Here is a 12972-nt window from a genome sequence, read left to right on the forward strand (position 1 = left end):
ATAAAGGTAATTATTTAGATTTTACCAATATATCTGGATAGTCAGAAATAATGCCATCAACACCTAATCCTCTTAGCATATTCATATCTTCTAACTTATTTGCTGTCCACGGAATAACCTTTACACCATCTGCATGTGCTTTACTAATTAAATCAGCATTAACCATTTGCCAAACCGGACTTAAAATAAAGGGTTTAAAACCTAAATCTGCAATGTTTTCTTCGTAAGTTTTTTTATTCGCAACTAAAAATGAAGTTTTAACATTTGGATATTTTTCATGAATAATTTGAATGGTTCTTTTATCAAAAGATTGAATAACGACATAAGGCGTAATTTTTTTTGATTGGATAACATCCATCAATAACTTCACGAAAACGGCAGGTTCAGGATTTGTAACACCATCGCCTTGCGCATCACATTTGGTTTCTATATTGTAAAAAAATTGCTTTGTATTATTGTTTTTGATGTCTTTTTGAACAGCATCAATTAGATCTGCAAGCAATGGGATATGCGTTTTAATTTTCTGTTGATGTGGGAAACCAGCCAAAGGTTTGGTACCTAAATCAAAAGCCATCAAATCTTTATAATCCATTTGAAAAATTGGATACTTTTTCGCGTCGGTAGCAGGGATTTCTTTTCCATCGGGAGTAAGCATAAACCCAGGACTTAAATAATCATCATGAGTTACCACAACTTTACCGTCTTTGGTAATGTGTGTATCCATTTCGAGAGTAGTAATTCCATCAATTTTCATGGCGTTTTGCATAGCTAAGATGGTGTTTTCTGGCCATAAGCCTCTACCTCCACGATGAGCTTCTGCACTAAAAGCCGGGAATTTCGCAACTTGTGCATTTGCCTGAAAAGTAACGGCACTCATAAAAATTAAAATCAACGATTTAGAAATTTTCATCTGTTTTATCTTTTTAAATTAAGCTGTATAACTGGCCTCAAACTTCTCTCCAAATCTATCTGTAGCAACAACTCTTACATTTTTTATAGCAGGTTCAAAATGCGCTATAAATAAATGGTCGGTTTTACTTGGTTCGGGGAATGTTCTGCCAGCCGGCAATGTATCACCTTTATATAAACTTACTGATAAGGGATCGTAACCTTTTTGCTGCTCTAAAATTCCCATAGCTTTCCCATCCAGAAAATATTCTACCTTCCACATTGGGTCCCAGTTCCAAACATTTGCGATAAGCCTTTTTTGGTTGGTCAATTCATCAACATAAATGTGAACTTGTTCTTTTTTGGATAATCCAGTTGGCTGATAAAACCACTTCAACTCTGTTCCATTTACTTCATAAACGCCATATCCGCGTGGAGTGCCGTCTTCGCAAATTAGGCCTGTCCACCAGGCACCGCAAACTGCGCCATGGTTGTGTTCAAAAATATTATCTGTAATTACATTTCGGTTGTAATGCGTATGTCCAGACATGATGTGAACATTCGTAAATCCATTTAAAACAGCATAAAAATCTGTATTGTTCTTTACAGCATTATGTACCGGAATGTGAAGATTAATAATCAGAAGAGCATCTTTGGCTACAAATTTTAAATCTTTTGCTAACCAATCCAATTGCGTTTGAGAAATAAATCCATCGTAGTTCCTTTCTGTGCCTAAATATCTAACATCATCTAAAACTACATAATGTGCTTTACCGCGATTGAATGAATAATATGTTGGTCCATAATGTTCTTGAAAGGTTTTATCTGATGTTTCATCACCTCCCATTCTATAATCCATATCGTGATTACCCAAAGCCTGGAAAAACGGAATAGCCATTTTTGCAACTGCTGCGTTATAATCTGCAAATAGTTCATGGTTATCCCAAACAATATCACCAACCGTAATTCCATGAACAGGAATTTTTGGATCCATTGATTTTATAATTTTAATGGTATCAGGAACTGAGGTTTCCATCATTTGGGCCACGTCTTTTTTATTTTTTACTTGAGGATCTGCCCAGATGATAAAGTTGTGGCGGTTATCATTTTGCTTCAAGGCCATTAGCTCGAAATTCAAATTGGTTCTGCCAAGTGCACTTTCGTAGTATTTTGCTATGTGACTTTCTGTTTTAAACTCGAAACCCGAAGGTGTGCTAATCCACACGAATTTGGCGAGCGGATTTATATCAATGATATAATTTCCTGATTTATCGGTTTTAACAACATTATAACCATCAGAAACTACAACATTAACAACTCCTTTTCCTTTATTGGTGATTTTACCAGAAACTTTATTATCCAATAAATTTGTAAAGGAAAAGGATTTAAGGCTTACGAAAAGTGTTGTTCCTAATAAAGTTGATTTCTGAATAAATGATCTTCTATTCATTTTTAGTGTTTGAAGGATGAAGTGGATTATTAAAATACTAAGCTTGTCGATTGAACCTTTAGATAAATCGACAAGCTTAAGACTGTATTTCTGATAATTAATTAACTACGGTAGTAAAACCAGGTACGGTTTCTATAACAGATAAAGGAGAAGTTGATGTAAGCGTAATAAATTGAGCTGCTCTACCGGTACTCCATAAACCTGTTTTAGCATCGTAAACACCTCCAAGATGAGTGAAATTACCTGTTGTTGTTGGAAATGCAAATTTGCTCGTGTTTGTACCTGCCCCATAAAATGCTACCGTTTTTCTGCTTTGTATGGTACTATATTTATCTGTATTGGTAATTCTATAACCCGCTTCTGGCGGACCGGCAGAATAAACAGCACCATTACCACCATACATAATTACATCTAATGGAATGGTATTTCCATCAACTCTAATACCATCAAAAACAGCTATACCGGCAACGTTACCACTATTGGCTAATAAGTTTGTTGTAGCAGTTCCAAAATCTACACTATTTACAGTAGAATATTGTGTGCTACTTAACCAAACAGCAGAGCTAATATCGGTTGAATTAGCACCCCAGATGTTTTTATTACCGCCAACATAACAAAATTGCCCTTTTCTAACGGTACCAGAAGTGATGTTAATTTTATAAGTTCTAACACCACCTAAAGCCCAACCAGTTGCTGGTGCAGCTAAAATACCTGCGTTATTACAAGTTACAATTGAATAAGGCGTTGTAGCAAAATTAATATCCCTTGTTGCCTTAAATTGAATGTATTCATAATTGTTGTCAGCTCCCGTTGGATCGGTCAGATAGCCTGTAATTACTAAAGCAGAAGGTTTAATAACTGCTAGTGGAAAAATATCATCAAAAGTACGTGGCCAAACCTGCGGACCTGTTGATGTAGTGAAAACAATTCCTGTAAAGTCTGCAAATTGGGTTAAATCTTGATTGGCAAATGCAGCACTTGCTTCTGTATGAACAACAGCAGAGCCAAAACCATCATTTATAGTTTTATTGCCAACAACTTTTTCACCTGTCGCCGGAACTGGATCTACGTTACCTTTGCTAATTGTAATCAATGTGCTTTCGTAATATTGCGGTCTGCTGGTTAATGATGCAGTATTTACGGCTCTAATTATTATGTTTCTTCCAGAGGCTTTCTTCTCTATATTAGTCGGAGAAACGCCTGTTATTTGCAGAATCCCGCTGATTCTTGTTAGCGTAGAACCTGTTACTTTTACATGCACAGAATCACCAGGAATGTATTTTGAAGCTTCGGAACCGATATTAATTGCAATGCCTCGTAACGAATCAATTCCGCTACCAGCAATACGACTATTCTGAATAACCAGTAAACCTGCAGGTGTATTGCTACCTGTATAATTGGAAATTACTACACCTTTTATAAAATCTGCTCCGCCTAAATTTTCGGTGTTTAGTGATAAGTCAGCATTTTTAAAAAGCTTACGCAAATCGAAATTGGAAATGTAAGGGCTTACTGATACTTTAACATAATCAGATTCGCGTTTACATCCTAACCAAATGCTGCAGAATAAAATCAGCGCACTGGTATAAATAAGTATCTTTTTCATATTATTTTTGATATGATTAAGGTTTTTGCCACCAAACTAATGTGTTAATATCATCTGCTCCTTGTGAGGCAACAGCGTTTCTATAACTAGTTGGGTTGGTTGATTGTGTAACTAAAGGATAATTTAAACGAGCTGGCATTCTGCCACCATTTGCCAAACCTGTACCTTTTGGTAAAAATGGATGGCCCGTTCTGCGATATTCAATCCACTGCTGTAAATCGACTAAAAACATGGCGTAATATTTTTGCAAATGGATTAATTGCATTTTACTTCCCGCATTGGTTGTAGTATTTTCTAAAGGAAGACTATTATTCCAATTGATATCTGCAGCAACAACATAACTTGTTAAAGCAGGATCTGCTGAGGATGTAAATCTTGTTGGTAACCAATAATTAATTGCATCGGCAATACCTTTTAAATAATAACTTTCGCCAGTACCTGTAATCCAGCCTTTAGCTGCTGCTTCTGCTAAAATAAAATCAACCTCAGCACAATTCATTATTATGCCTGTATTTGGGTCGGTTTGTAAAGTAACACCAGCGTTTTGTGCATCAGAATAGAAATAAGATTGTTTGATTATAGATGTTCCTGCATCATAACCACTTGGAACACCAATTAAACCAGCCGGACCGGGTGCAATTCCAAATCTACTTACGCCATTAACACCGAAAGTTGTATTTACACGAGGATCGGCCCAATTTGCAAGATTACCAATAAAGAAATTTGTTATTGCAGGTGTTCTAAAATCAACTGCTCTAACGTTTATCATAAATGGCGAAGAATACACAGCTGTACTGCTATTTGTACCGTTCCACAATATTTTAGCAGTGTGAGTATTATTTTCCATTATAGGATAAGTTGCTTTATTGGTATCAGCTATTTCCTTAATTTTTGCAATAACCTGGGCACTAACATCGGCTTTGCCAGATACACGTAACAACAATCTTAAATATAATGAATTACAAAATCTACGCCATTTGCTAATATCACCTTGATAAACCGGGTCGCTGCTTACAATGATAGATTTTCCTTCGGCTAGCAACTTATTTGCTTCTTCAAGCTTTGCAAACAAATCCAGGTAAATATCCTTTTGCTTATCAAATGCCGGTTCGTAAACTCCATCTTTTCCTTGATTGGCCTGCGAATAAGGTACATCACCATAAACATCGGTAAGCAATTGAAATACCCAAGCCTGGGCAACTAAAGATATGCCTTTGTAAGAAGCATTTAACGATTCTGGTTTATTTGCAATTGTATAAATATCACGAAAATTAGTTAATTCCGGATACCAGGCATTCCAGGTATAATCTGCTAAATTTCGTCTTAAATCATATCTAAAAACTTTTCCTTCCGCATCGCTAATGTCAACAGTAACCTGCATCAATTCGTTATTGAAATTTCGGTTTCGAACTAAGTTTGCACTTAAAACATTTACCAAAGCCGGTGCTAAAAGCTGACTTGCGTTAACAGATGATTTACCTATCGGGTCGGTATTTACTTCGTTAAAATCTTTTTTGCAGGAGAATGCCGAAACGCTCACAACTGCTAATAATATATAGTTGGTTATTTTCTTTATCGTTTTCATATTTTGCTCTTTTATAACCCCACAACTAAACGTACACCATAAGTTCTGGTAGATGGTAACTGTCCGGTTTCAAAACCCTGCACAATATCAGTTCCTGATAAGGTACCAAACTCTGGGTCGAATGCTGGCCAAGGCGACCAGATAAATAAATTACGACCGTAAGCACCGATGGTTACTTTTGTAAAACCAATTCGCTTTAAAAAATTTTGTCCGAATGCAAAGGTTACGTTAGCTTCTCTAAACTTTAAATAATCTGTACGAAAAACGCTTCCTTCGGCTTGGTCTGAACCATAAAGCGAGGTGTAAAAGCTTTCTAGGTTTGTTGCTACCACATCGTTTGGTCGGTAAGTTCCGTTAGTGTTTTGCACAACACCATCGCCTACTACACCATTGTATCGGCCTGGTAGTGTTAAATCAAGCTTACCTAAGGATGCCATTCTAGAAAACGTTAGTGAGTGTGCTACAGCGCCAAGTTGAGCATCAAACAATCCATTTATGCTAATTTGTCCGTAAGTTAAAGTCGTACCAAAACTAAATCTAAATTTAGGCATGGTATTACCTAAGTAAACCAAACTTGTAGAGGTTTTAGCATTACCTGTTACAGCATCATAAACAATCTGGCCATCTGGCGAACGCAAATATCCGTTACCATATAAATCGCCCATACTGCCGCCAACATTTGCAACAATTTGTCCACCACCCAAAGCACCTGTTCTTAATACTACAGAACTATCGGCAAGTTCAACAATTTTGTTTCGGTTAGCAGAAAATGTACCTGTTAGTTCCCATCTAAATTTTCCAGCTTGTATGGGTGTTCCATTTACTGCTAGTTCTATACCTTTGTTTTCTACTTTACCAACGTTAAATACAGCAACGTTGTAACCTGTTGCTCTATCAACAATACGACTCAAAATTTGATTTTTCGTATTACCCAAATAAGCAGCGAAATCAAAATTCAAGCGGTTTTTAAACAATCGCAATTCCGTACCAACTTCTATAGTTGTAGTTTTTAGTGGTTTTAAATTAGGATTTGGTAATACTGTTGGATTAGACATTGCACTATCGGGGTAAATGCCATTCGAAGCCAAGTTATAATTATAAGCCGTTCGATAAGGTGTTGTACCACCGCTACCAACTTGCGAAACCGAAGCCCTTAATTTTAAGAAACTGATTTGAGATGGCAATTTCCAAAAATCTGAAAGAATAAAGGAAGCACTTGCCGATGGATAGAAAAAGCCAACATTATCGGTTCTAAAAGGTGTAGCCAATGTACTGCTCCAATCCTGGCGACCAGTTAAATCTAGGTATAAATAATTTTTATAACTGAATGAGATTGCAGCGTAGAAACTGTTAATTCTGTAGCGAGCGGTATCTGGTACAGAAACCAAGGGACTTGCATTGTTGGTTAAGCTATAAACGGCAGGCACAACCAATCCATCAGCACGTAGTTCTGATTTACTGTATTGATTGCGCATTTGGCTACCACCAACATTTGCTATCATTCTAAAAGATTCAGTTATTTTTTTATCGTAGCGCAATAAGAAATCAGCATTTACTTCGTAAGAATTTATATCCTGAATACGATAAGAACCTTGCGCAAATTTATTGCCGGCAGCATCCCATGGACGTTCCGTTTCACGTATATCGTGATTGTAATCTATCGAACCACGAACCAATAAGCTAAGCTCATCAGTAAATTTATAATTGGCTTGTAAACTACTTAGAACCCCGTTTCTACGTTGTTTATTAATATATTGTTCCGAAATAGCATACGGACTTTCAGGGTTCGTTGTAGTGATGTTTACAAACTGCCTGTTTACTAATCCTGGTGCCCAATAATCTCTATACCAATCGGTATTTACATTGGGTTGTGCAAACATGAACCAATACATTAAGGATTGATTCCCGTAACCTGTAGCAGGTAAATTATCGCTAAACCTATTATTATAAGCGGCTTTAAAAGCTATATTCAGTTTTTTGGTAACATCTGCATTAGCAGAGTATGATACAGAAGTTCGTTCTAATCCAGTGTTTGGAACAATCCAATCGTTATTGCCATGGCTAGCAGAAAAGCGCATTGCAACCTTTTTGTAAGCACCATCTAAACTTATAGAGTTTGAAGATTCAAAACCAGTTTTGAAAAATGCATCAACAGGATTTTCATAGGCCATCCATGGTGTTCTGGTTAAACCTCTTGTTTTGGTAGCAGGGTCATATTGGTAAAACATACCCCCATTACTAAATGGTGCGCCCCAACTTGCACTGGTTCCGTTTGTACTTGGTCCATCCTCCGTTGTTCCGTAAGAGAAATATGAAACACCAAACTGACCTTGACCGAATTGATTTTGCACAGCTGGTCCTCTGCTTACTTCTTCCCAGGTACTATTTGAGGTGAATGTAATATTTAGTTTTTTGCTGGTTTTACTTCCTGATTTGGTAGTGATAATTACTGCACCATTTGCACCACGCTGGCCATAAAGTGCTGATGCACCCGGACCTTTAAGTACAGTAACGCTTTCGATATCATCAGGACTTAAATCATTTAAAGCTGAACCAAAATCTGTTGGCATTATATCTCCTGAAGTACCATAAACCCCACCAGAAGCACCAGCTGTACGACGGGCAGAGCTACTTGCAACTACTCCATCAATTACTATCAAAGCTTCATTATCACCAGTTAGGTTATTCTCACCACGTAGAATAATTTTATTTGATGCAGCCGGACCGCTATTACGAACTAAATTTAAACCGGCTACTTTGCCAGATAGTGCATCAGTCCAGTTGCTTGATACTGCATTTGTAAAAGCACTGCTATCTACTTTAGTAGTGGCATAACCTAAAGATTTTTCTTCTCGTTTAATGCCTAAAGCAGTTACCACAACATCATTTAGCTGACTAGATGAAGATTTTAAACGGATGGTAATGTTGCTTTCATTGTTGTTAAAAACTCTGCTAACCGCCGTAAATCCCAGCATATTAAAAACTATCGTTGTTCCGGCTGGAACCGTGATAGAATAATTACCATCATTATTGGTAACGCCAATTACTTTCTTACTTGCATCGGTAATGGTTGTTCCTATCAAAGGCTGGTTGTCATCTTCATCTAAAACCGTTCCTTTAATAGTAATGTTTTTAACGGTTTGCTGAGCATTTGCCAGGTTATAATTAAACGGCAGTGCAAGAAGTAGCAATAAAATTAATTTGAGCCAATTTGCGCAAGGATTAAAATTTTGATGCTTGTTACCAGGTTTTTCAGGTATGTTTTCATTTACTGGCCACATGCACTTAAACCTGGATTTCTGTAGGGTAGAAATTTTGTTCATAGTTGTTTTATATCCGGTTAGTATTATAGGAAATTATTAATTTATTTATCTACCCGGATTACCGGCAAAATAAGTCTGCCCACGTTAAATCTATATTAACTAATCGTTAAAATTATGAAAGGAAAGTCTCGTAACTTACGATTTGTTAGTTTTATATTTTTAAATGTTTCGATAAATAAAATTAGCAAAACAAATCGAAACAAAAAATAATTAGCTATTGAGTTACTCCTAATTTGTAAGATTGATAGATTTGCTTGTAGATAGTTATAGAAATTTTTATAAATTAAGGCTTATTATTACCGAAATGAATGATTTTCTATAAATATTTATGTAAACCTTGCGAGACTATATTGCAGTAATAATATTGTTACTACATCTTAAGGAAGCTGAATTGGAGTAGATATGCTGTTATGTAACAATAATGCATTCACATCAAACCGAAACATAAAGAAACATCAATTATGAATATTGTGGCTACTTAACACGTATTTTGAGTATAAATTACGTAGAGAAAACGCTCTTTCTAACACTATTAACACCACCACAGGAATTATTAAAAATTCTAAAATATTTAATTTGTAAAAAACATAACCAAAAACTAAAATTAATCTAAAGCATTCTAGGTAGTAAATCCATTTACGTTGCTCTAATAAAGCACCAATATTTATTAAAGTGATTAATAAGAATGTAGCTATAGCAATGCTATCTAAATTAGAAAGCGCACTAAAAAACATAGTTGTAAACGTTAATAACACAACGACCACAACAAACTGAAAATTCAAATAACCTTTAAATTTGATTTTGCTTGCAGATTGTTTTTGTTGCATATATTTCTTTTCAAGTTCAGGCCGAATATCTTGGTTCATCAATGCAGGGCTACCGAATAAGGCATCCCATTTTTCTTTAACAGTATTTGCTCTTTTATATGCCTCAGCTATTTCAAGATAATAATGAAAATGCTGCCATAAAAAACTATAACTTTTAATTGGATGCGTTAAACCATATTTCGGAGCTTCTTCTTCAATTTGAAAGGTACCAAAAATTTTATCCCAGAAAACAAACACATCTCCATAGTTTTTATCCAGATACTTCTCATCTGAAGCATGATGAACACCATGAAGCGATGGAGTAATAAAAACATGCTCGAGCCAGCCTACTTTACCAATTAATTGTGTGTGGGTAAAGAAAGAATACATTCCATGAACAAGTAGAATAGTTATAATCATACTTGGGTGAAAGCCTATAAGTGGTAAAGCACACCAAAAAACATTTCTAAATATGGCCTGTATTGTTGTAATTCTGGCGGCGGCAGAGAGATTAAATTCTTCACTTTGATGATGTACGATGTGAGCAGCCCAAAGAAAATTAATTTCATGGCCTAACCTATGGTACCAATACCAAACAAAATCTGTGGTAAGCAATAATAGTAGCCAAACATACCACTCGTTAGAAATATTAAACAACGCATAATTTTGATAAACCCAATTATAAACCTGATAAAAACTTGCTGCTATAAACAAATTGAGCAATCTTTCAGCTATGCCTACACTAAAATTAGCAATAGAACTTTCATACTTAAATACGTTAATTTTATGTTTATGTTGCGCAACAACATATTCTATAAATACAAAAAGGAAAAATGCAGGAATAGCGAATGCTAGGTAATTGATATTTATCATTATGCATTAAATAGGTAAAACATAGCAAACATATAAAATATTCTACTTAATCTACAGATTTTATATATTAAATTATTACACATTTATTACTTCCATATTCTTTTTCTATTTGTTGTTTTGATTTATTTGTAGAACTTCGATCCTTTAAAAACATAACTATGGCAATTAAGCAACAAGCTGATAATACCAATATTCTATCAATAGATATTGGTGGTACGAGTATTAAAACGGTATTACTAGATGAAGATGGCAACATGTTATCAGAATATATTAAGTTAAAAACTCCTGAAGGTGCCACGCCAAAAGATATTGTTTCAGGCATTATTGAATTAATTAAGCCTTTTCCGCTTACTTATGATAAAGTTTCAATTGGCTTTCCTGGCTATGTTAAAAACGGAATAGTAAAAACCGCACCAAACCTTGCCAAAAATAAATGGGAAGATATTGATTTAGGTCAACGCATTGCAGATGCTTTAGATAAATCTGTACGCCTGGTAAACGATGCCGACCAACAAGGTTTGGGAGTTGTTGCGGGTAAAGGCTTTGAAATCGTATTTACTGTTGGCACTGGTTTCGGTACAGCACTTTTATTCGATGGCGTTTTGCTACCACATTTAGAATTAGCACACTTCCCGATTAGTAAGGAAGAAGATTACGATGATTATATTGGCAATAAAACCTATGAAAAAATTGGCTCTGAACGCTGGAACAAGCGATTAAAAAAAGTTATCGAAATATATAAAACAGTATTTAACTACGATACCTTATATATAGGTGGTGGAAATTCTAAACAAATTGATTTTAAGTTAGATAGCAACATTAAAGTTGTATCAAACAGAGATGGAATTAAAGGTGGTGCCAAACTTTGGAAATTACCTGATGGCAACAACATAACTACATTAAAACCTAAAAAATAGACATAAACAAAGGTGTTTTATTACAATGATTTAACACCCTGCAGTGATAAATTAATTTCTAAACCCTAATTTTGGGTATATATTAAAAAACATAAAATGGCAAATAACAATTCGAATCAATATAGATTGGGGATGATTGGTTTAGGTACAATGGGTCGTAACCTTTTATTAAACATGGCCGATAAAGGGTTTTCGGTCACGGGTTACGATAAAGATCATAAAATGATTGCAAAACTTGAAGAAGAAGGCAAGAGCCATAACCTCGAAGGATTTGACAACATTAATGATTTTGTAAATAGCATATCAACTCCTCGAACTTTAGTAATGTTGGTTCCTGCTGGACCAATTGTAGATAGCGTTATTGCCGAATTAAAGCCGCTTTTAAGCAAAGGGGACATAATTATTGATAGTGGAAACTCACACTTTACAGATACTAACCGCAGGGTTGATGAACTTGAAAAAGAAGGTTTACATTTCTTCGGTATGGGAATTTCTGGTGGAGAAGAAGGCGCACGTTTTGGCCCCAGTATGATGCCGGGTGGCGATAAACAAGCTTATAATGTAGTTAAAGATATTTTTGATGCCATTGCAGCTAAAGTTAATAACGATCCTTGTGTAACTTATATTGGTCCGGGTGCTTCAGGTCACTTTGTAAAAATGGTACATAACGGTATAGAATATGCCATTATGGAACTAATTGCTGAAGTTTATGGTATTCTTAAAAATGGACTTGATTACAGCAATGCAGATATTTATGGCATATTTAAGAAATGGAACGAAGGCAGACTTCAATCTTTTCTCTTAGAGATTACAACTGAAATCTTTGCATTTAAAGATGGTGATACAGATGTTGAATTACTAGATAAAATTAAAGATGAGGCCCGTTCAAAAGGTACAGGTAAATGGACCTCAGAGGTTTCTATGGAATTGCAACTGCCTATTCCAACAATTAATGAAGCAGTTTCAAACCGTGATTTGTCTAAATTCAAACAACTTCGTGTTTCTTTAGAAGATGCATTTGGCAAAAAAGACATTAAAATTAATGTAACTATTGATGATTTGGAAGATGCATTCTATTTTTCAATGATTAGTGCTTATGCTCAAGGAATGCACCTGTTAGTTCAAGCTTCTAAAGAATATCAATACGATTTAAAATTACAGGAAATTGCAAAAATTTGGCGTGGTGGATGTATTATCAGAGCTAAATTTTTAGAAGATATTTATCAAGCTTACGAAAAAAACAATAATCTCGAACATCTTTTTGGTGATACGGATATCCAAAAAATCATTACAGGTACATTAAAAGGCACAAGAAATACAGTTTCTGCATGTGTAAATGCTGGCTTAGGCATTCCTGCATTTGCTTCTACCCTTACCTATTTCGACACGATCACAACTGGTCGCATGCCGTCAAATTTAATTCAGGCACAAAGAGATTTCTTTGGAGCTCACACTTTTGAGCGTATTGATGAGGAAGGTGTTTTCCATGCCGATTGGAACAAATTATAATTAAAACTCGATTTT

Annotated in this window: 8 protein-coding genes; 2 read left to right on the forward strand and 6 right to left on the reverse strand. The window is 35.4% G+C overall.

Annotated elements, in window-relative coordinates; genetic code table 11:
• Nucleotides 1-10: 10 nt before the first annotated feature.
• The 6 genes from ACFOWA_RS06105 to ACFOWA_RS06130 form a co-directional block, all read right to left on the reverse strand.
• Nucleotides 11-910: a glycerophosphodiester phosphodiesterase family protein gene (locus ACFOWA_RS06105; RefSeq protein WP_378982841.1), complete on the reverse strand. Its 900-nt coding sequence runs from the start codon at nt 908-910 to the stop codon at nt 11-13.
• Nucleotides 911-928: 18 nt separating this feature from the next.
• On the reverse strand, nt 929-2338 hold the full coding sequence (locus ACFOWA_RS06110) for a calcineurin-like phosphoesterase C-terminal domain-containing protein (protein WP_378982844.1): 1410 nt from the start codon (nt 2336-2338) through the stop codon (nt 929-931).
• A gap of 97 nt (nt 2339-2435) precedes the next feature.
• Nucleotides 2436-3944, reverse strand: coding sequence for a DUF5689 domain-containing protein (locus ACFOWA_RS06115; protein ID WP_378982845.1), 1509 nt, complete (start codon nt 3942-3944; stop codon nt 2436-2438).
• Between the two features lie 16 nt (nt 3945-3960).
• A complete protein-coding gene (locus tag ACFOWA_RS06120) occupies nt 3961-5529 on the reverse strand; it encodes a SusD/RagB family nutrient-binding outer membrane lipoprotein (protein WP_378982848.1) in 1569 nt (522 codons plus the stop codon).
• An 11-nt stretch (nt 5530-5540) separates the two neighbouring features.
• Nucleotides 5541-8852: a SusC/RagA family TonB-linked outer membrane protein gene (locus tag ACFOWA_RS06125; RefSeq protein WP_378982850.1), complete on the reverse strand. Its 3312-nt coding sequence runs from the start codon at nt 8850-8852 to the stop codon at nt 5541-5543.
• A 455-nt stretch (nt 8853-9307) separates the two neighbouring features.
• Nucleotides 9308-10531 (reverse strand): sterol desaturase family protein, encoded by a 1224-nt coding sequence (locus ACFOWA_RS06130; protein ID WP_378982852.1) that lies wholly within the window; start codon nt 10529-10531, stop codon nt 9308-9310.
• Between the two features lie 158 nt (nt 10532-10689).
• Here ACFOWA_RS06130 and ACFOWA_RS06135 point away from each other — a divergent pair, with 158 nt between their 5' ends.
• On the forward strand, nt 10690-11448 hold the full coding sequence (locus tag ACFOWA_RS06135; RefSeq protein ID WP_378982855.1) for an ROK family protein: 759 nt from the start codon (nt 10690-10692) through the stop codon (nt 11446-11448).
• A 96-nt stretch (nt 11449-11544) separates the two neighbouring features.
• Nucleotides 11545-12957 carry an NADP-dependent phosphogluconate dehydrogenase gene (gndA, locus tag ACFOWA_RS06140; RefSeq protein ID WP_378982858.1) on the forward strand — a complete coding sequence of 471 codons (1413 nt, stop codon included), beginning with the start codon at nt 11545-11547 and terminating at the stop codon, nt 12955-12957.
• The last annotated feature ends 15 nt before the right edge of the window (nt 12958-12972 follow it).

It is taken from the genome of Pedobacter lithocola, from assembly GCF_042650845.1.
Taxonomy (GTDB): domain Bacteria; phylum Bacteroidota; class Bacteroidia; order Sphingobacteriales; family Sphingobacteriaceae; genus Pedobacter; species Pedobacter lithocola.